The organism is Coleofasciculus sp. FACHB-1120 (assembly GCF_014698845.1).
GTDB lineage: Bacteria > Cyanobacteriota > Cyanobacteriia > Cyanobacteriales > FACHB-T130 > FACHB-T130.
In genome coordinates, this window is the sequence record NZ_JACJTV010000024.1 from 1 (window position 1) to 23922 (window position 23922).

At 45.6% G+C, this 23922-nt stretch carries 16 protein-coding genes and 1 pseudogene; 10 read left to right on the plus strand and 7 right to left on the minus strand.

What is annotated here, in order from left to right:
- Positions 1–588: 588 nt before the first annotated feature.
- The 5 genes and pseudogenes from cas8a1 (H6H02_RS27260) to H6H02_RS19000 form a co-directional block, all read right to left on the minus strand.
- Entirely contained in the window at positions 589–1263 is a 675-nt protein-coding gene (cas8a1, locus tag H6H02_RS27260) for a CRISPR-associated protein Cas8a1/Csx13 (RefSeq protein ID WP_242040784.1), read from the minus strand.
- A pseudogene (gene cas8a1, locus H6H02_RS27265) lies at positions 1237–1704 on the minus strand (type I-MYXAN CRISPR-associated Cas8a1/Cmx1); the annotation flags it as partial. The pseudogene cas8a1 (H6H02_RS27265) and the gene cas8a1 (H6H02_RS27260), both read right to left, overlap by 27 nt.
- Before the next feature lie 32 nt (positions 1705–1736).
- Entirely contained in the window at positions 1737–2165 is a 429-nt protein-coding gene (gene cas8a1 / locus H6H02_RS26755; protein ID WP_199329346.1) for a type I-MYXAN CRISPR-associated Cas8a1/Cmx1, read from the minus strand.
- A 2-nt stretch (positions 2166–2167) separates the two neighbouring features.
- Complete coding sequence (gene cas6, locus H6H02_RS18995; protein ID WP_190820608.1) at positions 2168–2830, minus strand: type I-MYXAN CRISPR-associated protein Cas6/Cmx6; 663 nt, start codon at positions 2828–2830, stop codon at positions 2168–2170.
- 1117 nt (positions 2831–3947) lie between these two features.
- Positions 3948–5099 carry a PDDEXK nuclease domain-containing protein gene (locus tag H6H02_RS19000; RefSeq protein ID WP_190820610.1) on the minus strand — a complete coding sequence of 384 codons (1152 nt, stop codon included), beginning with the start codon at positions 5097–5099 and terminating at the stop codon, positions 3948–3950.
- A gap of 251 nt (positions 5100–5350) precedes the next feature.
- On the opposite strand from H6H02_RS19000, the gene H6H02_RS19005 reads away from it, so the two are divergent.
- The 4 genes from H6H02_RS19005 to H6H02_RS19020 all read left to right on the plus strand — a co-directional run bounded on the left by H6H02_RS19005 (position 5351) and on the right by H6H02_RS19020 (position 13094).
- Positions 5351–6670 carry a Fis family transcriptional regulator gene (locus tag H6H02_RS19005; protein WP_190820612.1) on the plus strand — a complete coding sequence of 440 codons (1320 nt, stop codon included), beginning with the start codon at positions 5351–5353 and terminating at the stop codon, positions 6668–6670.
- Positions 6663–10166 (plus strand): hypothetical protein, encoded by a 3504-nt coding sequence (locus H6H02_RS19010; RefSeq protein WP_190820614.1) that lies wholly within the window; start codon positions 6663–6665, stop codon positions 10164–10166. Before H6H02_RS19005 ends, H6H02_RS19010 begins: the two co-directional genes overlap by 8 nt.
- The gene (locus H6H02_RS19015; protein WP_190820616.1) at positions 10156–12801 is read left to right on the plus strand and encodes a DUF3962 domain-containing protein; all 2646 of its coding nucleotides are present in this window, start codon (positions 10156–10158) and stop codon (positions 12799–12801) included. Before H6H02_RS19010 ends, H6H02_RS19015 begins: the two co-directional genes overlap by 11 nt.
- An 80-nt stretch (positions 12802–12881) precedes the next feature.
- Positions 12882–13094 carry a DUF6602 domain-containing protein gene (locus H6H02_RS19020; RefSeq protein WP_190820618.1) on the plus strand — a complete coding sequence of 71 codons (213 nt, stop codon included), beginning with the start codon at positions 12882–12884 and terminating at the stop codon, positions 13092–13094.
- 357 nt (positions 13095–13451) lie between these two features.
- Here the strand turns inward: H6H02_RS19020 and H6H02_RS19025 are convergent, their stop codons facing one another.
- Positions 13452–13592 carry a hypothetical protein gene (locus H6H02_RS19025; RefSeq protein ID WP_190820620.1) on the minus strand — a complete coding sequence of 47 codons (141 nt, stop codon included), beginning with the start codon at positions 13590–13592 and terminating at the stop codon, positions 13452–13454.
- Positions 13593–13770: 178 nt separating this feature from the next.
- On the opposite strand from H6H02_RS19025, the gene H6H02_RS19030 reads away from it, so the two are divergent.
- The 4 genes from H6H02_RS19030 (at position 13771) to H6H02_RS19045 (ending at position 19249) form a co-directional block, all read left to right on the plus strand.
- Complete coding sequence (locus H6H02_RS19030) at positions 13771–16692, plus strand: tetratricopeptide repeat protein (protein WP_190820622.1); 2922 nt, start codon at positions 13771–13773, stop codon at positions 16690–16692.
- 175 nt (positions 16693–16867) lie between these two features.
- Positions 16868–17137, plus strand: coding sequence for a hypothetical protein (locus tag H6H02_RS19035; RefSeq protein ID WP_190820624.1), 270 nt, complete (start codon positions 16868–16870; stop codon positions 17135–17137).
- Positions 17062–18213 carry a glycine cleavage system aminomethyltransferase GcvT gene (gene gcvT, locus H6H02_RS19040; RefSeq protein WP_190820626.1) on the plus strand — a complete coding sequence of 384 codons (1152 nt, stop codon included), beginning with the start codon at positions 17062–17064 and terminating at the stop codon, positions 18211–18213. Before H6H02_RS19035 ends, gcvT begins: the two co-directional genes overlap by 76 nt.
- Before the next feature lie 4 nt (positions 18214–18217).
- Entirely contained in the window at positions 18218–19249 is a 1032-nt protein-coding gene (locus H6H02_RS19045; protein ID WP_190820629.1) for a M28 family peptidase, read from the plus strand.
- Between the two features lie 81 nt (positions 19250–19330).
- Here H6H02_RS19045 and H6H02_RS19050 read toward each other — a convergent pair whose 3' ends face one another.
- The gene (locus H6H02_RS19050) at positions 19331–20173 is read right to left on the minus strand and encodes an alpha/beta hydrolase (RefSeq protein ID WP_190820631.1); all 843 of its coding nucleotides are present in this window, start codon (positions 20171–20173) and stop codon (positions 19331–19333) included.
- Between the two features lie 84 nt (positions 20174–20257).
- On the opposite strand from H6H02_RS19050, the gene gcvH reads away from it, so the two are divergent.
- Positions 20258–20647, plus strand: a complete 390-nt coding sequence (gcvH, locus tag H6H02_RS19055) for a glycine cleavage system protein GcvH (RefSeq protein WP_190820633.1) — start codon at positions 20258–20260, stop codon at positions 20645–20647.
- Positions 20648–20895: 248 nt separating this feature from the next.
- On the plus strand, positions 20896–23868 hold the full coding sequence (gcvP, locus tag H6H02_RS19060) for an aminomethyl-transferring glycine dehydrogenase (RefSeq protein ID WP_190820635.1): 2973 nt from the start codon (positions 20896–20898) through the stop codon (positions 23866–23868).
- Positions 23869–23922 lie beyond the last annotated feature (54 nt).

Below are 23922 nucleotides of genomic sequence, written 5' to 3' on the forward strand. Positions count from 1 at the left end.
TTGATCCAAATTTGGGCATGAGCGCGCAACTTTGCACTCAACTTATACCGCGACAAGGGTTTTCAGAATATTGCTCAAGCCCAACGACGTGCTGGCTTTAGTCTTAACACGCTCAAAGACTTATTCAGAATGAAATAACCCTGTAACTTGACTGCACCATCATAAGGCGTTAACGAAACAGCCATATTCATCCCTAAAGCACCCATTCGCTGATTAGGACCGCTGACTTTTTTTTGTTTCTTTTTTCTTTTTGTTGTTGAAGTATCCTCCTCTGTTTCAGCAGACTCTAATAAAGCAAACCCAAAAACATCATTATCATAAAATTGGTTTGGATCAAAATCTTCACTTTTTAATCGATTAATATTCTCGTCCTCATCCCAAACCCGATTAACTAAATAACCTTGCTTTTGAAGATAAAAACGTAACGCCCAACGAATCGCCCTTGAACCTACAAAAGAATGAATATTACCATTCCAATAGCCTTTTTACAAAGTAGTCTTATTTCCTCGTCCAATGTCATGACTTAAGGATGCTAAACCATAACGAGTCAGGACCGTTCCGTAAAGGTAATAATTGGGGACATTATTGTTATTCTTCTTCTGACTCATCATTCATTTCTCCTAGTTTTTGATTGTTTGGGAATGAACTATCATCCCCATTTGCGGGGTTATCTTTAGGTTTATAACTGGCAGTCGCTAACAATGACCAAATTTTTAGTTTTTGCAAAGGTAATTTTTTAATTAGTAGTAAAATCTCTTCTTGATGCTCATTAAAATACTTATTTAATCCTCCTCTTACTAAAAAATCGGGCAAATATTCCTGAAACGACAATTCATCATAACAATAGTTTATCTCTGCCCTTAATCGTTCAACTTTCTTCTTAATTGGAGACTCTTTTCCTTCCTCTGTTTTGGCATAAATTTTAGCAAAATTGCCCTTCATAGCTTGCTGAAATACCTTAACAAAAATAAGATACTGCTTGTCTTCTTCACTCTTTTCTGCCATTATTGTGAATCCTTCTCGATTGAAAAATAACTGGTTAAATAAATATCCTTTTGAATCCTCTATCACCAATTTTTCCCAAAAATTAGACCACCAATGGATTCCTTTTACTAAATTATCAGCAATTAGGGAGCGAATCGAATTCACCTTAATAAAAATTTGCTTAGGTTTAATCTTCTGATAATTAGGGTGAAAGTATTTTTGTAAGTGTTGATAAGTGATTAAAGTATTCCGATCAATTTTAATTTCTTCTATACTCATTAATGTCCTTTGACGAGAAGTTTGATTCATTTTTTCATATAACCAAACTTGACAAGCTTGATAGTAGTCTCCTTCAGGCTGAATATCGTCTAAGCTGTAATAAAGTAATCCTGCTTCACCAAGGCTACTAACATGAAGCTGTTTAGCTTCTAATTGCTGTAATCGCCATCTTCTTTGAGAAGCATCTTCAAAATCCTTGATTTCTGGGATCACCACTAGGTAGCGATGGGGTTTCTTTTCCTTCAAGTCTTCTGATGGAATATGAAGTAAGCAATAATGGCAAACTACTGGTACAAATAATAATGCTAAGGCGTATTCAGGTTTCTCTTCCAGTTTTGTAGTATTCTGCGTCCTAGCATGGCGAACAATTCCCCCTAAATACAACCAACTGGTTATTTGAACATAATCATGTCTAAGTTGTTGGGTATGTGCTTCACATAACTTCTCTGCAAAAGTTTGATGTGCGTACCAATTTAGGGATTTGTATTGATACTCAACTTTTTTTCTTCAACCTTTAGTTCAGTGTTAACTATCTCTCCCGCTTGATAAAACTGATTATGACACAGAAAAACAGCGCATATTCCCTCATGAATATGGATTTTCTGCCTTAAATATATTCCATCATTGTCTAATCCTGTTAAATTAATTAAACCTGTATCATCTAATTGAAAAGACTCCTTAATTAACCAAGATAGGGCGATAAAATCACTTCCTTGCCAGAATAATTCAATCGTATCAGCAGTCAAAAACCATGATATGCGCCCTCCACGTTGATGAGATGAGGGATATTGCTTTTCTAATCGCTTTAAAGTCATGTAAAGTCCCGTCATTCCAGCGCAGTGAATTATTGTCGTATCCGCAGCTTCGAGAGATAGGGAAATTTTGGGTTGGGTAGTAACCACGATCAGGTTTCCTCTTCTTCCTTGCTGCGAGTCGCTGGAACAAATATTCCACACATCATCTTTCGTTTCCCGCCAATGCCCTGTTCTTGCAACGTTAAGGAATCTTCTGGATTGAGTTCGCTGATTTTTACGCCAAATCCTCTAACTTTAAACTGTTTCCCTTCTTTATTGATGGTTAATTGCCTTCGTTGAGGTGTTCCATCTTGTCGGGTAAGAAGTTCAATTTTCCCTTGTATTTCTAAATTATCCAGTTGCCGTTGAACAGCTTCAATAAAGTTAGTAGGGTCTTGAAACCCTTTAATTATCACTAATCTGGAATAAACGCTTTCTGAAGAAGTTAACAGTTTGTAGTCGGGAATATTTAGTTGATAAGAATGTTGACCTAGTTGAAAAGCTTGACCAGCTAAATAAGGATAAATCAAAGGAATTTGTTGATGATGAATCCGAATTTTTAGACGAGATTGAGCAGTGAGTTCAAGGAAATTTTTGCTCGTCGGTATTCCGGCAATTGGATGAATTCCAATAGAGTCTAGTTCATGAAGGGGAGGACAAATACGGGACAAAGCAGAATAGATAGGATAACCATTATCAAGAGGGATAGGTGAGCCTCTTAGTTTAAACGTTAGGTCTACATATTCCTCACTTTGAATTAATATGGCTGCCATAGATGGAAATTTTGAGACAAATTTAAAGATTTTAGAGGTTATTTAATACATCAACATCCTCTTGTGCAAAATTGCCCTCATTGCCATCGCAAACTACTTTGGCTAGACTGGCAATCTAATTAAGGCTATTGTTCGCAATGTTCTCACTGGTTAGGAGGAGCTTCTAATACTCCAGTAGTTACTCAGAACATCTTGAGAGCCGAAAGTCTCTATCCCATACCAGCATGAACCGCTTCTGCTCCATTTTAAAAAATCCAGCGCTTTCCTGCTTTCTATGCTTGATTGGACTCACGGCAAGCTTATCCTTCTAATTTGGACTGACGGCAGGCTTATGCTTCCAAGTCGTCAATTTCATCCAGAATTAGCTGACGCAAGAATGAGGGTTATAGTGTCGTTGACGGCAAAATTATGGTTCCAGTAGCGACAAAGTTATGGGTAAAGTCACAGAGAACTCAAGCTACAGCCAGATTGCCGCTTTTATTGGGGACAACTCTCGTCGATCTGAGCAGCATGATCTGTTACGAGCTGGGTTGAGATAACTTCGAGGGGTTGTCGATGCAGTTATAGTTTCCCGTCCCGGAAGTATGACGACGTAGTCTTCCCTTTATGTTGCCTGAGTTCGCGATAAGCTGAAACCCTTATTCTGCCGTTGCCTATTCTGGCACTCCGGCAACGTATTTAGGATGTTTTAGCCGTTTTAGAAGGCTCCAGTGGTCTTAACCTGAACTGACATTAGAAATAGGTTTTTCTGTTCGATAAGAAGTACTAAGAGAATGTCAAGACTTATAGGGAAAACTGATAGATATATTTTGTACTTTTGGCAAGGAAATGGTCGAGATTTGAACTTTCGGCAGGTACATACCTGAATTGAGCAGAAAACGAGTGCCATCGCCTAACGAGAGAATAAGCATTTCAGCTTGGACTTTGGCAAAGGGATGCCTTATTCAGTGGCAGAAGCTTGGCTGAATTCACACGATTTGTACCTTATAGCAATCATTTGTCGGAACGGCAGGATGGTGTCTTAATTCCAAAGCGGCAAAGAGTTGCCATAATATTAGTCGCTTCAGGTTCAGAACGGCAGTTAAAACAATGATTCTAAGGAACAGGGCAGGATTCTTCATGGCTTTGGCCCACTGTCTGTGTTTGTTGAACCCTCTAGTTGTATAGATATCCGCTCACGGCCAGTTTGAACTGCTTGATGCAATTTGGCTTCTAGAATAGGTTGAGGCGGTAATTCCGTTAAGTACTCAGCAACACGAATCTCGCCTTGATCCATCTGCAACAACTCAATCTGTTCTTGGTCTTTCTCACTGCATAGAATGAGACCAATCGGTGACTCTTCCCATGTTTTACGTTCGTATTTGTCTAGCCACCGCAGATAAAGCTCCATTTGCCCCTTGTAGGCTGCGCTGAAGCGACCGAGTTTAAGTTCAACTGCCACCAATCGACGCAAGCTACGGTGGAAAAAAAGCAGATCCAGGTAAAAATCTTCTTTGCCGATAGTCAAACGTTTCTGACGGGCAACAAAGGTAAAGTCAGTTCCTAACTCTAACAAAAACTGCTCTATCTCGCGCAAAATAGCGGTTTCCAGATCTCTTTCACTATAGGTATCGGCAAGTCCCAGGAAATTGAGTAGGTAAGGATCTCGAAAGACTATATCTGGAGTCATTTGATCCTCAGATCGAAGTGCCTCTAACTCTTGTCGAGCCAGTTCTTCTGGCTTGCGAGAAATCGCCGTGCGTTCGTAAAGCATCCCACGGATTTTAGCTCGCAAGATTCGCACACTCCACCGTTCAATACGGCACATCTCGGCATAAAAGTCGCGCTTCAGAGCCTCCTCAAGAACAATGAGTTCAATAAAATGGCTCCAACTCAACTGTTGTGACAGATCTGTGACAGTTTTGAGATTTGGAAAGCGCTCAACGAACTGAATCATGCGAAAGATGGCATCACGGGTAAACCCTCTTCCATATTCAGCCGTTAATTGTCGCGACAGTGTCACGACAATCTGCTTGCCATATTCGGCGCGTTCTTGTCCCAAGATTTCTTTGCGGATGCGCTCACCTACATGCCAATTAAGAATGACCAGCTCAGAGTTGACTACCCGTGCTACCCGTTGTTGTGCCTGATTAATAAGCGCACGAATATCCTCTAGCAGTTGGTTAGCGACGGTTGATTGCTTTTGAGTTAAACCCTCAGCATCACTCGCTTCTCTGGATACTTCTTCGTTTGTATGGTCGGAGTTTCCATCTGAAGCATTTGTTTCCATAAGTTGGCTTGCTCTAGCACTGGGGTGAAATAGCTGGCGAATATTGCTCCGAATTATACTTGATTTGATGCTAGTGACAAGCAGTTTTATTTTATTTGCGCCGACAATCCAGATTTCAGCATATTTTAGGCTTTAATATTGGAAACTTTTGGAAACTTTTTGAAAACATTTTTGAAAAAAGAAACTTTTTATTGACAGCTAATGATACCGATGCAACACTAAGGCAACTTCTCCACTAAAGGAGGTGGATCGTGAGCGTTACAAAGCATCGGCAGAGAATTTTGAAAGTGCTTCAAGAATGGTTTAAAGACCATGAGCAAGGACCCACACTTGAGGAGTTGTGTCAGTTATTAGAAATGCATCCACGTCAGAAAGCGACGGTTCAACGATGGTTGCAGACAATGCGAGGCATTGATGTAGAGTGGGATGCTCATGCTCATCGTAGCTTGCGTTTACTGACTCTTGAGCCGCAGGAGATTGAAGTCCAGCTACCTGTAACAGAAACCTTGCGGTATTTGGCAACAGGACTAGCAGAGTGGGAGAAGCGATCGCCAGAACTACGATCGCAAATTCCAGAAGCACTTCGCATGGGTATGTCTTACATGTATCTCACGGCTCTGTTAAGAGGAGAAAAGGCACCAGGAGATATACCTGAGTTATTCAAGAATGCTGAGGAAACATCTCTGTTGGACTGGTTGCCTGGTGCTGAAGAAATTAAGTATCTGCCACCTGACGTGACACTCATAGAGGGTGGACTGATTTCTGATTTCACTGAGGGTTGGCAGGTTGAAGGCAAGGGGGTGACGGAACAAGTTCAAGAATCCGTCATGCAAGATGTTTTGAAGCACTGCCGAACATTGCAGCTAGAAGAAGCTTATCGAGCATTTAGACAAGCGATCGTCCTGAAGCCAACCCTACCATATGAAGAATTTCGACGAATGTTAACGGCACCGCTATTTCATCCACTGCGAAATTATTTGAGACAAGCTTACATGGAACTGAAGAAGTTTGCGGAATACGACGTTTACTACCCTTGTCCCCGCTGTCGCTATCCACAAAGACAGCGTTCTGACGGAAGCTACGGCTGTCGCAATGTCTTCTGCCAAACATTGTGTACAAGAGCAAACCCATCTCTACTGCCACTTCCCCCTATTCCTAAATCAGAAGCTCATGAGTGGATGGTTGTCACACCTGGAATGCACAAATATGTTACTTTACCAGGCTTATGGGAAGTATCGCTGTACGAATCCCTGACTCGGCTGGGTATACGAGTCACACTATATCCACAAATTGATGAATATGACCTCCTGGTGGAGCTACCTGGAAACGTTCGTTGGATGATTGATGTCAAGGATTGGGCATACTTGCGACTCGATCGTCTCAAGCAAGTGCATTTCTGCCGAGATGCTGATGAAACCTTCATTGTGTTTCCAGATGCGCGAAAAGAGCATTTGCGGATCGAAGTGGTACGTGATGAATATGAAGCTGAATTAGGCGGTGTGCGCTTGCAGCTCATTAGTGAAATTCTTGAGAGAGCTGAAGCGATCGTAGGAGGCAAAACTCATGCGTAATCTCAGCAGTTGGTGTTATGAAATTACCAAAGAACTGCGCAATTCAAAGGTCCTGGAAGAATGGGTTGGAGCAATTTCAAATCCAAAAGCTCGAAAACGAGAACTCAGCCGATTAGCTCATCTCATTGTGCAAATAGAACTCGGATTCACTCTGCTTGAGCAGGTCGCACCTGGGGAATCAGCCGCTTCAGTATCTGCAATATTGTCAGGGTATCGATATCCCATTCCGCAGTTTAAGGAAGATACCAAGTGGCGATTAATCCAAACTGCTCGATTTTATTTAGTTCATGTTAGAGGGAAACAATGGGAACGAGCCGTTAAAGAATACATTGCTCTTTCTCAAGTGCTGAGAGTGTATAACCTTGATTCGGTGGAGTCTGTCCCTCGACTTATTGGCAGCAGCATAGCCCAAGCTCGATCGCAGACCTATCGGCGTACACTCGATCACCCACCTAAGCATAAGCATCAGAAGATTCAGTTTGCCAAAGCGGGTCGATGGTTCTGTAAGGTTTCCAGGGCAGGTAACAATCCAGTAGAGATTCCAATCGATATTCCACCAACCGTTGCAGCGATCGCCAACTCTGATCAAAAATCCTTACTCGTTCAATTTCGAGAAGAAGAAGCTCATAATCCGGCTGTAACAATTACCTTCGAGGCGTTGCTTCAGACTGCCCAGGAGATGGATGCTAAATATCCGAAAGGGAACTGGCATAAGCGATTGCATAAGATTGAGCTACAGCTCTACAACGCGGAGAGCAATGATTTTTCACCTAGTCATGTATTGAGATTAGAACAACTCGTTCACATTGTTGGATTATTGAATGTTGGCAAATCTACACTTCTGGAAATTCTGACATATCATCTGGCAAAACAGGGCTATCGTTGCGCCTTGATCGTTCATGATGTGGTAACATCTGTTCGCCTTGCTTCTTTGTTCCGTCATGAGTTAGAAATTGAAGCTGCTCCAGTGCTAGGAAGCAGCGATCGCGCCGATCACCTCGAAAAGGTTCACGAAACGGTATTTCTTGAACAAGGTAAGGATATTGCTGAAGGCGGAATTCATCCTGCATTACGCTGGTTTAGTCCGGTCTGCCCTTTGCTAGCGATCGTTCAATCTGATGAAAAGTGGGAATATGGGCAGGAACCTTGCCATCGGCTTTATCAACCTCAGATGCAGCAGATTGATAGAGATCAACAAGATGACGATGATGACTGGGAAGAGCAGAAGTATCGAACCTGTCCGTTGTACTATCAGTGTCCACGACATCAGTTAGAAAAAGACCTCGCAGTCGCAAGAATCTGGGTATTAACGCCTGCAAGTTTCATACATACTCGCGTTCCAAAGCAAGTTGCTCAAGAGAATATGACCTTTGCTGAGGCAATCTACCGGGAGTGCCATTTCCTGTTTGTGGATGAAGCCGATCGCGTCCAGCTTCAATTTGATGAAGCGTTTGCTCCCAGTGAAGTATTAGTGGATGCAACTCGTGAAGCTTATCTTAATAAAGTTGGAAATTGTACTGGCAGTATTTATCAGTCTGCTCGTAGTGAAATGGCAGCCGATCGTTTAGTCGCCTGGTTAAGTGCCCAGTACCTGGTTCAAAATGCAACGAACCGGATCTATCATCAACTGCTCAATAAAGCAGATTTAGTTGAGTGGTTGGGGTCTGCTCCTTTTACAGGTCGTTCTTTGTTTGCCAGGATTATTCGAGAAGTAACAGAACCCGAGGAAAGTCAACCCAAACAGCGCCGTAAACAAACTCGCCAGCAACGGATTGAAGCACTGCGCCAAAATACGGCATCTCCATCTGCTAAACGAAAGAAACTCCAAAAATTACGTCTAAGTCTACTTAATAAGGGCAAATTAGACGATTTCTTGAACGATCCAACCAACCTTGACTATGAGCTATCTGCCTTAGCCTTTCAATTACTCAAGCCAGGAGATGACAAAGAATCGTTCGCGAAAGTCAAAACATGGTGCTGTAGATGGTTAAAGGATCACATTGAAGATTTCCGTCAGAAGATTGATTTAGAGGAGTTAGCGCGTAATCTCTACTTTGCCATTTTAGTTGCAGTCCTAGATAGCCAACTGACTTATTTAGTTGACAACATGCTATCAATTCGTGCTGTACTGGATCTTCAAGATCTAAATCAAAAATTACTCAGGCGACCTCCGTTTGATTACTTACCTGTCGTGCCAGAGTCGCCTGTGGGAAATATTTTAGGCTTCTGTTACAGGAATGATCATCGGGATTTGCGGGGAGGTAAGCTCGACTACTTCCGCTATGTTGGAGTCGGGAGAGCTTTACTGCTTCACTTTCCTAAACTGTTTGCGATCGATGGCAGAGAAGGACCACACACGATTCTAATTTCCGGAACAAGCTACGCACCTGGACTGCTTAAAAATCAGGACTCTTTATACTACACGCCACCAAGCTATCACATTGATGTTCAGCCGACAGTGTTGCTGTCTGCCACTACTACTAGATGTTCCAGCGTCAGTGAGTCAGGAATTAGCGAAAGTCGTTTTGTCTTTAGCCCGCTTTCAGGGTTTGGAGGAATACCCATTTCTATATCTGGCAATCACTACACGATTCGTAGACAGAATATGCGTGATTTAATTCAAACACTGTGTTCCCCAGAAGCAGGTGGATTGAAATTAGATGATGTTTTCCGATCGATTCGCAAACGTACAGAAGACAATCCAGAACAATGGATCGATCGAGAACGGTTCTTGATGGTGACAGGAGGTTATGAAGAAGCAGAGGAATCTTGTTCTACTATGGGTCCACTTTGTCCAGATAAACATTTAGAACCCTTACGACGCGACCACTCACCTCCTAATCTTCGCGGTATTCGTCGTAGCAAAATTCAGGGACTTAGAGATACCTCAGTACAAGGCATTTTTGCTCCCCTACTCGCGTTAGAGAGAGGGTATAACATTCTCAACCGATATGATAAAGCCGCCTTTGGAGCTGTCCTATTTCTCAATCGCCCGATGCCTGTACCGGATGATTGGCAAACTGTTGTTCAACAACTGAACGCTTGGGCACTGAAACATGAAGCCGATCCTAAATTGCTAGAGGGTGAGAGTGAACCAATCACTGTGATTAAAGCTAGCGAGTTTTTTTACCGTCACGCAACTAATAAATTACGGGAACTGAGCAACAGAGCCTATTCCTTCCACACCTTAACTGAGGAGGAACGGGATATGCTGTGCTGGAATCAACTGGTCAAAATTTGGCAGATTATTGGACGATTAGTTCGTGGAAATGTCCCAGCAGAAGTGTATTTCCTGGATGCTAAGTTTGCACCATTTTCTGCTGAAGATCTGAAGGATAAAACAAACACCTCCCTGCTAGTTGCCATCATCAAAACGCTTGAACTGCATCTCGAAAATAGTGATTTAGAGCCCTGGAGACTTACTTTAGCCCGATCGCTCTACGGCGATTTTCTAAAAGCACTCAAGAACACGGACGGTTTGAAATATGAGAATTAACTACATTCTTCCTGGTGCATGGGAACTAACAGAAGAAGCACAAACTCCAATCTACGCAATTAATGTGCCCACGGCATGGCGGCAGGTTGCAAAAGCGTTAACAGCTCGACGTAGTAGAGGAAGCTATCGAAGTATTCCAGTGCGATCGCTCGACACGCTGATCAGCGCAACTTTTCCACAAATTATCTATACAAACCGTAGGAGTTGGAGCGGAGACCCCGTTCCCTGGATTTATGCAACCGATCGAGCCAATATTGAAGAGTTGCCTTTTCTGGTTCAGGGGTGGTTTCGAGAGGAATTTGGCGCAACTGAGGAAGTAGAAGCCGCGATTTCAAATTTAAGACATCAAGATTGGCAGTGGTTCTCTCAAGTATATTCTCCGTCAGATGAAGAGATTCGTTGGCAGGGGATTCCAGACTATCTGGCACGGCAATTGCAGGGAGCAACGATCGCCTTTGGACTTAACCGCCAGTATCCATTGCAATTCTATCGAGTGAATCGGTTTGAAGATGGGGCAGAACTGATGTCTTTTCCCCCCACAGACATCCCGGTCGGTAAAGGAAAAGTTTCGGTTTCGTTTGTAATTCTTCTGAAATTGCATACAGTTCCTTGGCGTAAGGAACCTCTGATCTACCATGCCCTCTCCCTACGTCGATGGGTTACATCTTCCCTAATTAAAAACGAGAATGGAGAATTTCGTTATCGAGGCGTAACTGCCTACATTGGCGATACCCGCCGCTGGTTAGATGGTGCAGAACAGCCCTTTTCATTTATAACCCTTCGCATGAAGCGGGGAGAGGAAGAACCCTACTGGCATCCTCACACCATAACAGAGCTATTGAGAGATGCAGGTGAGATTCCAGAGCCAAAAGAATTAGCATCGAATCCTGTGTACAACTGGCATCAATTTAATCGAAGTAATCGTACGGTTCAAGCAGCAATTCCTGTAGGCGATCGTCTGCGGAGGCATCCTTGTTTACCGGGGGTTAGCCCGTTGGATTTGGCAAGGCTAGATCAGGAGATCGCAGCTTGTCTTCCAGTGGAGCGAGTTGGTGAGGGAGTCAGAGTTCAACAGGCAAATAGTCGGCGATTGACTCAGGTTTCCAACAAAAGATTGATGCTGCATCCCGAAATTGCAAGTCCTGCTGCATCTAAAGTTTTGCGATCGCAACCTACAGTATTGATACTTTGGGAAACAGAGGCAATCAGAGATGCACTCATTGCAGAATTATGCCGTTTACTCACCTTAGCACCAACCTCTGAATCAAATATTTATGCAGGTGAGTATGGCTCTTTGCAAATCCTTACACAAGATGTCGGCATTTTAGGAAATCTGCTTGATGTTGGAAGTTTCTCAGTTCCAGCGAGAAATCGTCAACAACGACGCGTCCAATGCTTGGAGGAGCGAATTCAACTGATTGCAAATTCTGTACCACGAGTGGAGGGACTGAAAGGAGCATTAGTTGAAATAATAGAGCCACCCAACATACCGGAAGCAGATCCAAAACTTGCATGGCGTGTGGGTTTAGCTCAAGCTGGCTATGTCAATCAGCACTTGCACGCTCTGAAGGAAGTTGATGAGGAAGATACAAGCCGCAAAGCTGCACAAACGAGGACATCAAACAAAGAACGAGTCAAACGTGCTGTTACTGACTTATTGAGGCAGTGGGGAGTTTTATCTAATTCGTTAATCCAGCCAGAGGTTGACTATGTTGAGCCACACACCTGGCTAACCTGTCTCAGTATTTTACGACGAACTCGTCGCACAAATGTTCAAGGTATACCCCATACTGCTGCCATCATGGTGCGTGTCAACCCAGTGAGTGGAGAAGTTCAAGCAACAACGCCGCAGTTATGGAGGAGTCAACGCTGGGCTTCCTATCCTGATGTCTTACAGCATCTAACGGCTGAACGATGGGAGCCCAATTCATGGTTTGATGAGTCTAACGACGAATCTAGCGAAGAGAGAACTTTACTCACACAGTTTGTGGCTCAGTGTTTGCAGGATTGTTTGAATACTCCTATTGCTGATGTGAACAATCCTTATGTGCTTTTTATGGCAGAGGCACATAATACTCGAAGCAAACTGAGCTGGCTCCACAATCGAGAGTTGTTAGACCTAGCACCAGGTAATTTGCCGAATGAATTGAAACGACACATTCAGAACCAAGAGAAGCGCGATCGCTTATGGATTGTCCGGTTGCGAACCACCGATGACATGGAAGTACCAGTATATATTTCTAAAAACAGCGAAGGAAGCCGCACTAAGGGAGTGTTTGAATGGCAGAATGTATGCGACCAATCAAAGCGGCAAGTCTACCTCAGCATTAGCCAACTACCCAGCAGTGCTAAATTTGTCCTACGGAGATCGCAATCTCGTTTAGATTCAGCGAAAAGTCCGGCTGGACAAGTAAAACCATTAGAGATAGCTCCGATTTATCATCCAGGCATTCCAGCAGAACAACTTGTCCAATTTGTTCATTCTCTCAGGAAGCGATGGCTTTACTTTGCCGATACCGTTGCCTTACCGTTTCCCCTTCCTTTTGCAACGAAAGCAAAAGAGTATGCAGTCAGTGTTAGAGATAATGCAGAAACGTTAGAAGCAATTGAGGAAGTGCAGCTAGAGGACGAGTAGTAACGTCGCTTTTATGAACCATTCACTTTGTTGAGAAGCATCTTATATCAAACAATAAGAACCATGAATTCCTACTCTTTATGGAATTCCTGAAGAGGGACATTGCTCAAGAGTATGACCGAATCCAGACTCGTGTACGTGAAGATCCAGGTACAGCAGGCGATCAAGCTGGCGAAAACTGGCCTAGCCTGCTTAAAAATTGGCTTCCCGCAAATTATCCCATAGTAACTAAAGGACGCATTATTAGCTGTGAGGGCAAAGTTAGCCCCCCAGTGGATATTCTTGTAATTTAACCGTCTTATCCGATCGCATTACGTGACAAAAAATTGTACTTTGCTGGGGGAGTTGTCGCTGCATTTGAGTGTAAGCTAACCCTGCGAAAAGGAAATATCAAGAAGGCTATCAAAAATACTGCTCTTATTAAAGACTTGATTCCAGAACGAAACAGTAATCCATATGATGAACTACACCAACCTATCATCTTTGGCATACTTGCTCACTCCCATGAATGGGAGTCTCTTCATAGAATCGATCGTCAGGTAGAAAAGTCCTGAGTTTAGCGATCGCGCGTTTTTAATGAACCGCAAAGACGCAAAGGACGCGAAGGAAGAGAGGGAAGAAGGCGATCGCGTACACCACAAAACTTATTTTTATTCGTCGTCTTCTTCCATCAGTTGCCAGATTAGGAAGCAGACATCAAGGACAATACCTAATGGGTTGTTGATTAGTCCGATTGCTGTTGCAATCACAAACATAACAATATTGCGGCGTTGCTTTAGGGAAAGTTTCATCTTGATTCAACCTGTATTTATTGGGGTTGAATGCAAGGTATTTTTGGGGCTGTAGCTGAAAGCAAAGCAGACTGGGCAACTGCTGAAAGCTAGTTATAATAAGCGATAAGCACTTTGGGGTAGGTGGAAAGTTTAGGGTTATCCCCAAACTTTGTGGCAAAATCTTTGGACTTAATCTATGGCGCGACGTTCTCTGGGTGATGATGTTAAGGCGCGGGTGAAGCGTCTGTTTGAGGCGTTGCTAGCTTATGTTAATGATGAATTTGAGGATGGCGACAAACTCGGAATTGATTACAACTGGCAAGGCGAGACGCAGTTGGTAATTAGGACAAAGCGGCGATATCTGGAAGAACTGACCGCAAAAGACAAATACAAAGGTAAGTTAACCCCAGCGCAAGTTAGGGAAGCCCTAAATCGGCTAGAAGATTATTTAGAAGTTTTAGAAGATAACCGTACCTCAACCAAAGGTTCGGAAGATTGGCACTTTACGTTGAAGCTGTGGCACAAAGATAAAGAGGCGAATCTGAGGCAATTTGATATTGAGTGGGAAAAGAAAAGACCGCCAAAATCTCAAGCTATTGCTAAGAAGATTAAGCTGCAAACTGATATCCTATCCGCTACGTCTACTGCCCTTAACAAGCTGGAAGGGAAATCGAAATCTGTTGCGAACAATATTCCTCCCAGCGGTGCTAAAGAATTTGTCGGACGCACAGCAGAATTGTTAGAAATTCACCAGTTATTGCAGGAAAATAAGCAAGTCGCCATCGCTGCTGTGGCTGGGATGGGTGGCGTGGGTAAAACAGAACTCGCTACTCAGTATGCAAGACAGTATTTACCAAGTTACGCGGGTGGCGTTTGCTGGCTATCTGCACAGAGAAATACGGGAACTGGCATTATTAGATTTTTCCAATTGAAATTTGAGATCGACCCGCCGCCAGATTGGGAATTAACAGATAAATTGGAGTTTTGTTGGGAGAAATGGATTCCCGGCAATGTTTTAATTGTGTTAGATGATGTCACCGACTACACACAACAAGTCAAGCCTTACTTACCGCGACCGGAATTATCTCGATTTAAGGTATTGCTGACGACGAGATTTCAGTTTGGGTCATCTTTGCCGCAGTTACGGCTAGATGTGCTGAAACCTTTGGCGGCGATGAAGTTATTAGAATCAATAATTGGCAGGGAACGGCTAAAACGCGAAGCTTGGGTGGCGAGAAGACTTTGTAAATGGTTGGGATATTTGCCGTTAGGGTTAGAGTTAGTCGGGAGATATCTGGATCAACAGCCGAATTTGTCGCTGGAGAAACTACTGGCGCGATTGGAAAGAAAGCGACTGGAACACGAAGCGATCCAGAAAGCTGACCCGTTAATGCGGTATGAATTGGGGGTGGCGGCATTTGACTTGAGTTGGGAACAGTTGGATGAGAATGCGAAATCTAAAGGTTGTTGGTTGAGTTTGTATGGTTTGGCTCCAATTCGTTTAGGTTTAGAGATTATCGAGGATGATGAAGAATTAGAAATTTGGGAAAAAGCGCTAAGCGATTTAATCAGTTTGCACTTGTTACAACACTTGGGGGAAGAAACTTATCGTTTGCATCCGTTGATGCGACAATTTTTCCAACAGAAGTTAAATAAGTCAGCCGAAGCGGAGGAATTGAAACGCCAATTTGCGGCGCTGATGGTAGCAGTGGCAAGGGAAATTCCTCAGCAGCCTACTTGCGAAGATATTATCAATTTCAGTCCGGTAATTCCCCATATAGAAGAAGCGGCTAACTATCTGATTGAATATATTAACGATGAGGATTTAATTTGGTCTTTCACAGGCTTAGGTAGGTTTTATAATGGTCAAGGATTTTATCAGCAGGCAGAACCTTGGTTAAAACAGTGTGTAGAAGTAGTTAAAAGTCGCCTCGGTGCAGAATATCCCGATGTCGCCGCCAGTCTCAACAGCTTAGCTGGTCTCTACTATAGTCAAGGACGCTACAGCGAAGCGGAACCATTGTTTCTGCAAGCACTTGACATCGCTCAAAAAAGTTTGACTGCCGACCATCCCCAAATTGCCATCGGTCTCAACAACTTAGCTGGTCTCTACTATAGTCAAGGACGCTACAGCGAAGCGGAACCATTGTTTCTGCAAGCACTTGACATTGCTCAAAAAAGTCTTCCCCTCAACCATCCCCAAATTGCCACCCATCTCAACAGCTTAGCTGGTCTCTACCGAAGTCAAGGACGCTACAGCGAAGCGGAACCATTGTTTCTGCAAGCACTTGACATCGCTCAAAAAAGTCTTCACCCCGATTATCCCAGTATTGTCATCCATCTCAACAGCTTAGCTTTACTCTACTCTGATCAAGGACGCTACAGCGAAGCGGAACCATTGCTTCTGCAATCACTTGACATCGATAAAAAAAGTCTTCCCCCCGACCATCCCCAAATTGCCACCGATCTCAACAACTTATCTGGTCTCTACTATAGTCAAGGACGCTACAGCGAAGCGGAACCATTGCTTCTGCAAGCACTTGACATCGCTCAAAAAAGTCTTCCCACCAACCATCCCCAAATTGCTACCGACCTCAACAACTTAGCGGGACTCTACTATAGTCAAGGACGCTACAGCAAAGCGGAACCATTGTTTCTGCAAGCACTTGACATCGATAAAAAAAGTCTTCCCCCCGACCATCCTCAAATTGCCATCCATCTCAACAACTTAGCCAGTCTCTACAAATCTCAAAGACGCTACGGCGAAGCGGAACCATTGTTTCTGCAAGCACTTGACATCGATAAAAAAAGTCTTCTCCCCGACCATCCCCAAATTGCTACCGACCTCCACAACTTAGCTGGTCTCTACTATAGTCAAGGATGCTACGGCGAAGCGGAACCATTGTTGCTGCAAGCGATTGAAATTTGTCACCGTAGCTTAGGAGATAATCATCCGAATACGGTGAAATTTAAAGGAAATTTTGCAATTTTTTTAGAGGCAAGAAATGTGGAGAATCGGTTTAATATAGAGGCGTTGCGGGAGCATCCTTTGGGTGAGCAAATATTGGCACAATTGATAGCAATGATGGAAGAATCTGAGGATAATTCGCCAGGATGAGAGCGATCGCCTCTGGGACATCCTGGGAATCAAATATACCCTGGCGAATGTAATTCGCGGCTACACAAGCAAAGTCCGCCTGCGCGGACTAATAAATTTTATTTAACCCGCGAAGGCGGGTTTCGTCTGTGTAGCTGCGATTTCCAATCGCAGCTACAAAAATTAGAGGGACTGAGTGAAAGCGCGAACTGACAAGTCAGCGCTTCGCTATCGCATCACCACATCAAGAGAGTGCGAACTGACAAGTCAGCGCTTCGCTATCGCATCACCACATCAAGAGAGTGCGATCGCTACCTGCCGTTTTATACTGCTCAAGCAAGAAGCATCCCGTAGGATAAAAGATATCCACCTGCGACGGAATGACTATCTGTGGCTAAGTCAGATGAATTGCATCCAGAGACGGCGATCGCGCTTGCCCGTACTCCCCTATATGAACTTGCCCTAGAACAAAAAGCCCGATTGACTGCCTTTTCCGGCTGGGAAATGCCCGTACAATACACCGGAATCGGACAAGAACACCTGGCAGTACGCACCACCGCGGGAATGTTCGACATCTCCCACATGGGGAAATTTACCTTCAAAGGGAAACAGCTGATTTCGTACTTACAGCCTCTCGTTCCCTCAGATTTGAGCCGCCTGAAAGCTGGTGAATCTCAGTACACCGTCCTGCTGAATTCTCACGGCGGCATTTTGGACGACATTATCTTCTATTATCAGGGCGAAGATGCAGACGGCCAGCAGCGAGGAGCGATGATTGTCAACGCCGCCACTCGATCCAGAGACAAAGCATGGCTGTTTGCCCAACTGGAATCTTCTCAAATTGATTTCGAGGATCTTTCCCTAGCAAAAGTTTTGATTGCCGTTCAGGGACCACAAGCGCTGGCATATCTTCAAGAATTTGTCAAGGAAGACCTGACGCCCATTAAGGCATTTGGACATTTAGAAGCAACCGTCTTGAATGAGCCAGCTTTCATCGCCCGGACTGGGTACACCGGAGAGGATGGATTTGAAGTCATGGTAGACCCAGAAGTGGGGGTAGACTTGTGGCGCAGTCTCTTCACTGCTGGCGTCGTACCCTGCGGACTTGGTGCCAGAGACACCCTGCGCCTGGAAGCAGCAATGGGCCTCTACGGGCAAGATATGGACGAAAGCACAACCCCTTTAGAAGCTGGATTGGGTTGGCTGGTTCATCTGGATACGAAAGGCGATTTTATCGGGCGTCCAGTCTTAGAAAAACAGAAGGCAAACGGCGTAGAACGACGCTTGGTAGGGCTGCAAATGCAGGGGCGTTTTATTGCGCGTCATGGCTACCCGGTGCTATCCAAAGGTGAAGCTGTCGGCGTCGTCACTAGCGGCACCTTAGCACCAACGGTAGGGCAACCCATCGCCCTCGCCTATCTCCCTCCGAATCTGGCTCAGATAGGTCAGGAATTGGAGGTAGAAATCCGGGGCAAAGCTTATCCAGCCGTTGTGGTTAAAAAACCTTTTTATCGCTCCCCCAGTCGTCTTCCTAGCAAGTAAATGTATGGCGCGAGGTGGATGGATAAAGAGGTTGGTGAATCGGGCAGCATTAATCGGACTCGCCATCATTGGCATTCTCCTGGGCGTAGCCGCTTGGGCGTTGTTTACATCGATTTGGATGCCCGGAGTCAGTTACCAAGCTGCATTGCCGCCGCTGACTCCCCAGGAGGAAACGCTGCGAGATGCCCTCCGGCAAGATGTGGAAAAGATTGCCGGTGAACTGGGAGAACATAACTTCTCGAACTATAAGAATCTAGCGGCGGCGGCTGATTTCTTGGAAGTATCTTTGAGCAATGCTGGCTACAAAGTTCAACGCCAAGGATACAAAATTGCTGAGAACACTTATTACAACCTAGAAGCCGAGATTGCTGGGACAAATCGAGCCGACGAGATTGTGGTGATAGGGGGTCACTATGACTCTGTATTTGGGAGTCCCGGTGCCAATGATAACGGCACGGGTGCCGCAGCCGTCCTAGAGTTGGCGCGTGCCTTTGCTGGAAAAAAGACTTCCCGAACTCTGCGCTTCGTTGAGTTTGTGAATGAGGAACCGCCATTTTTCCAGACGCCGGAAATGGGAAGCGTCGTTTATGCCAAACGTTGCCGCAACGCGGGTGACAATATTGTTGCCATGCTCAGTTTGGAAACAATCGGCTACTACTCCGACCAGCCAGGAACCCAGAAATACCCATTTCCCTTAAGCCTTTTCTATCCCTCGCAGGGTAACTTTATTGCCTTTGTGAGCAACCCAACCTCTGCTGATTTGGTGAGGAAAGCGATCGCCTCTTTCCGTCGTCATGCGAAGTTCCCCTCCGAAGGTGCCGCCCTCCCAGAAAGGATTCCCGGCGTCGGCTGGTCGGATCAATGGTCTTTCTGGCAGCAAGGTTATCCCGGTATCATCGTCACAGACACCGCGCCTGCCCGTTACCCCAACTATCACACTTTAGAAGATACTCCCGATAAAATTGATTACGACCGCTTGGCGCGGGTGGTGGCTGGATTAGAGGGTGTTGTTGCCGACTTGGCAGGGAGTCAGTAATTCAGGTTATCTGCACGACTTCAAGCATCAAGCGATCGCGTTTTCAGTCAAGCCTGCGAGGAGTGTGCCTATCCTCAAGCCTCAGCCTCTGGGCAGATTGCGCTGAAACCGATCCACCAACTGGGCAAACTCCCGCACAGCTTTCTCAGACTGTTGTGCTGCCACCCAGCTAAAGTCATTGTGACCGGCTTCATCCACCCACAAAAAGCGCTTCGGTTCGTTAGCAGCTGCAAAAAGTTGCTCCCCGTGCCAAAAGGGAATCACTTCATCCCGCTTCCCGTGCATGACCAAGACTGGGCAACGCACCTTTTTAATCTTGTCGAGATTGCGGAACCGATCAAACGGCACAATCGGGATGCGCGTCAGCACTCGAAACGCTGTAATAAACCCACTTTCCACAATTAAACCTGCAAGCGGTTGACGAGAAGCCAAATCCACCGTTGGCCCACTTCCCACCGAACGCCCATAAGCAATAATTCGGTTCGGGGGCACACCTAGCTGCTGAGTCAGATAAGTATAAGCCGCATCGATATCCCGATAAGAATTGCGCTCGGTAGGCGTTCCTTGACTGGTTCCATAACCGCGATAATCATACGAAAAGACGGCAAAGCCCATGTCCCGCAAACCTTGACGCACCGACAAGACATCAAATAAGTCTTCAGCGTTACCGTGACTATATAAAATTGTGTAAGTGGCATTGGGATTAGGCAGATAAGCTGCCGAGATTTGCACGCCATCCGTTGTGGTTAGCTTGAGAATCTCGCTACTGTCCCGATAGCTGGACGGCTGGGGCACAAAAATCATCCTATCGGAAAAGAAATAGGCGTAGAAGCAAAGAAAAGCGTAGATGAAAATGGCAGAGCGCATAAGTCTTTTAACAGAAAATTCACCGAAAAGCAGGCGTTTAAGCTTTTTCTTATCCATAATGTTTCTGATATTACGGTTTGAAGCTGTAAACTTAATGGCTGGTTAAAGCTATTTGAGCGCGTATTTGAGGAAGGAAGTGCAATGGCTCTGGAATATCCTGAAGACCTAAAATATCTGGATTCTCACGAGTATGTGCGACTGGAGGGTGAGATTGCCACAATTGGCATCAGCGCCTTTGCAATCGATCAGCTGGGCGATATTGTATTTCTGGATTTGCCAGAAGTTGGTGACGCCCTCTCAAAGGGAGAGAGTTTTGGGACAATTGAATCGGTGAAAGCGGTTGAAGATATGTATGCCCCGGTCAGCGGGACTGTTATAGAACGCAATACTGCCATCGTGGAAGCTCCGGAACACGTATCTGAAGATCCCTACGGCGAAGGATGGTTTCTAAAAGTTCGGATTAACGACCCGGATGAGCTGGATGAGGCGTTATCGGCGGATGAGTATCGTTCGCAGGTGGAAGGAGAGTAAATCGGGAACGCACTGAAAGCTTGAACCCTAGATCCCCCTAACCGCCCTTTTCCAGGGGGAGCCAGAAAAGTCCCGCTTTTTATCGGGGGATTTAGGGGATCTGTGCGTTAGTCTAATAAATCATTCCTTCCAAAATCTAAAATCTAAAATTGCGGTAACTTCGAGACGCGGCAAATCGGTGTTTTTACAGCGCCTGACCCCGAAAAATTGTTGCAAAATATGAAATAGTCGCGTCTGGAGAGCAACCTGTGGTAATTTCTATCCCTCATACCGAGTCTAGCCGTCAGCATCTGCTAGAAGAAATGGGAGAGCCGATTTCTTTTGTACAGAGGCATATCGGCCCTAGCCCGGATGAAGTCCAGCAAATGCTTGAGGTATTGGGGATATCGACCCTAGATGCCTTAATCGACCAAACGATTCCGCAGGCAATCCGGCGATCGCGTTCTCTGAATGGGGCAACTGGGAAAACAGATTCGCTCCAGCTTCCCCCAGCCCAGAGTGAGTACGCAGCGCTGAGTCGATTGAAAGCGATCGCTTCCAAAAATCAGGTGTTTCGCTCATTGATTGGCATGGGGTATTCCGACTGCATTACCCCGCCAGTCATTCAACGGAATATTTTAGAAAACCCCGGCTGGTACACCGCCTACACCCCTTATCAGCCAGAAATTGCCCAAGGGCGACTAGAGGCGCTGCTGAATTTTCAGACAATGATTATTGACTTGACAGGTCTGGAAATTGCCAATGCTTCCTTACTCGATGAAGCAACCGCCGCCGCAGAAGCGATGACGATGAGTTATAGTCTCTGCAAAACCAAGGCAAATGCCTTTTTTGTCTCCAGCGCCTGCCATCCCCAAACGATTGAAGTATTGCAAACACGGGCAAGACCACTGGGCATTAAGGTTATTGTCGCCGCTCATCAGAACTTTGATTTTGAGCAAGCAATCTTTGGGGCAATCCTGCAATATCCCGCCACGGATGGCACGATTTACGATTATCGGGGTTTTGTAGAAAAAGCTCATGCAGCGGGTGCTTTAGTCACTGTGGCAGCAGATCCCTTGAGCCTAACGCTGCTGACACCACCGGGAGAATTTGGGGCAGATATTGCGGTAGGAAGCACTCAGCGGTTTGGAATTCCCCTCGGATATGGGGGGCCTCATGCAGCCTACTTTGCCACCAAAGAAGAGTATAAGCGCCAGGTGCCGGGGCGAATTGTCGGAGTCTCCAAGGATGCCAACGGCAAGCCAGCACTGCGTTTAGCTTTGCAAACCCGCGAACAGCATATCCGCCGCGACAAAGCGACCAGTAATATCTGTACTGCTCAAGTTCTCCTGGCGGTAATGGCGAGTATGTATGCCGTTTACCACGGGTCAGCGGGACTGAAAAAAATTGCCCAGAATATCCATAAACTGACGGGCATTCTAGCGTCAGGATTGAAGCGGCTGGGGTACGGCATCGGTGCAGAGCAATTTTTTGATACGTTGCGGGTAGATTTGGGCGATAATGCTACGCATCGCTTACGCGATCGCACTCTCGAAGACATTCTCGCAGATGCCCAAGCTCGTCAGATTAACTTGCGGATTCTAGATGCAAATACTGTCGGAATCAGCTTGGACGAAACCACAACCGTACAGGACTTACAAGACCTATTTGAAATTTTCGCCGGGACACATGAGTTGCCCTTTACGGTGGAAGAGTTGGGTAAGGGCGTAACCCCGTCCCTAAAAGAGGAACCCTTTGCCCGCAAAAGCAGCTATTTAACTCATCCCGTCTTTAACCGCTATCACTCGGAAACTGAGTTATTGCGCTACTTGTACCGTCTACAGGCAAAAGACTTGTCGCTGACAACTTCCATGATTCCCTTGGGTTCATGCACGATGAAGCTGAATGCGACGGCGGAAATGATCCCGGTAACGTGGGCGGAATTTGGCAAAATTCATCCTTTTGCGCCCCATTCGCAAACGCGGGGTTATCAAATTCTGTTCCAGCAGCTTGAGGCGTGGTTAGCAGAAATCACCGGCTTTGCGGGCATTTCTCTGCAACCAAATGCCGGATCTCAAGGCGAATATGCGGGACTGCTAGTGATTCGTCAGTATCACGAAAGTCGCGGGGAAGAACATCGGAATGTCTGTCTGATTCCCCAATCTGCCCACGGGACAAATCCTGCCAGTGCGGTAATGTGTGGGATGAAAGTAGTCGCGATCGCTTGCGACGAGCGAGGCAATATTGATGTAGACGATCTCAAAGCCAAAGCCGAGAAACATCGCAATGAACTCGCCGCCTTGATGGTGACATATCCCTCGACTCACGGCGTCTTTGAGGAACCGATTAAAGAAATCTGCAACATCGTCCACGCTAACGGCGGACAAGTTTACATGGACGGGGCGAATATGAACGCCCAAGTCGGCTTGTGCCGTCCCGGAGACTTTGGGGCAGATGTTTGTCACTTAAACTTGCACAAAACCTTCTGTATCCCCCACGGCGGCGGTGGGCCAGGAATGGGGCCAATTGGGGTAATGCCGCATCTCGTGCCATTTTTACCGGGGCACTCGGTTGTCCCAACTGGCGGCGAACAAGGCATCGGTGCCGTTGCAGCCGCCCCTTGGGGGAGTGCCAGCATCCTCCCCATTTCGTGGATGTACATCGCCATGATGGGGTCGGCAGGCTTAACAGAAGCGACAAAAGTAGCGATTCTCAATGCCAACTACATTGCTCGTCGCTTAGAAGCTTTCTATCCTGTTTTGTACAAAGGGCAGAATGGTTTGGTGGCGCACGAGTGTATTTTAGATTTGCGATCGCTTAAAAAGTCTGCGGGTATCGAAGTGGATGACATCGCCAAGCGTTTAATGGACTACGGTTTCCACGCCCCGACTGTATCTTGGCCTGTAGCGGGTACGGTGATGGTAGAACCCACAGAAAGCGAATCGAAGGAAGAACTGGATCGTTTCTGCGATGCGATGATCTCAATTCGTCAGGAAATTGTCGAAATTGAATCGGGTAAGATGGACGCTCAAGATAATGTCTTGAAGAACGCACCCCACACCGCAGAAGCTTTAATGACTTCCGAGTGGAATCATCCCTATTCTCGCGAACAAGCGGCTTATCCTGCACCGTGGACGAGAGAACACAAATTTTGGCCTACTGTCGGACGCATCGATAATGCTTTTGGCGATCGCAATTTTGTTTGCGCTTGTCTCCCGATGGAAGCTTATTCACAAGGCTAGTATTCTTTGAAAGAAAGGGCGATCGCACTTGTTGATTTGTGATGAGTGCGATCG

Excerpts from the sequence above, each read along its gene's own strand:
- H6H02_RS19010 (WP_190820614.1), top strand. The coding sequence starts at position 6,663 with ATGCGTAATCTCAGCAGTTGGTGTTATGAAATTACCAAAGAACTGCGC.
- H6H02_RS19045 (WP_190820629.1), top strand. The coding sequence starts at position 18,218 with ATGGCGCGAGGTGGATGGATAAAGAGGTTGGTGAATCGGGCAGCATTA.
- H6H02_RS19050 (WP_190820631.1), bottom strand. The coding sequence starts at position 20,173 with ATGGATAAGAAAAAGCTTAAACGCCTGCTTTTCGGTGAATTTTCTGTT.
- H6H02_RS19030 (WP_190820622.1), top strand. The coding sequence starts at position 13,771 with ATGGCGCGACGTTCTCTGGGTGATGATGTTAAGGCGCGGGTGAAGCGT.
- gcvH (WP_190820633.1), top strand. The coding sequence starts at position 20,258 with ATGGCTCTGGAATATCCTGAAGACCTAAAATATCTGGATTCTCACGAG.
- H6H02_RS19000 (WP_190820610.1), bottom strand. The coding sequence starts at position 5,099 with ATGGAAACAAATGCTTCAGATGGAAACTCCGACCATACAAACGAAGAA.
- cas8a1 (WP_242040784.1), bottom strand. The coding sequence starts at position 1,263 with ATGAGTATAGAAGAAATTAAAATTGATCGGAATACTTTAATCACTTAT.
- H6H02_RS19015 (WP_190820616.1), top strand. The coding sequence starts at position 10,156 with ATGAGAATTAACTACATTCTTCCTGGTGCATGGGAACTAACAGAAGAA.
- cas6 (WP_190820608.1), bottom strand. The coding sequence starts at position 2,830 with ATGGCAGCCATATTAATTCAAAGTGAGGAATATGTAGACCTAACGTTT.
- H6H02_RS19020 (WP_190820618.1), top strand. The coding sequence starts at position 12,882 with ATGGAATTCCTGAAGAGGGACATTGCTCAAGAGTATGACCGAATCCAG.
- H6H02_RS19025 (WP_190820620.1), bottom strand. The coding sequence starts at position 13,592 with ATGAAACTTTCCCTAAAGCAACGCCGCAATATTGTTATGTTTGTGATT.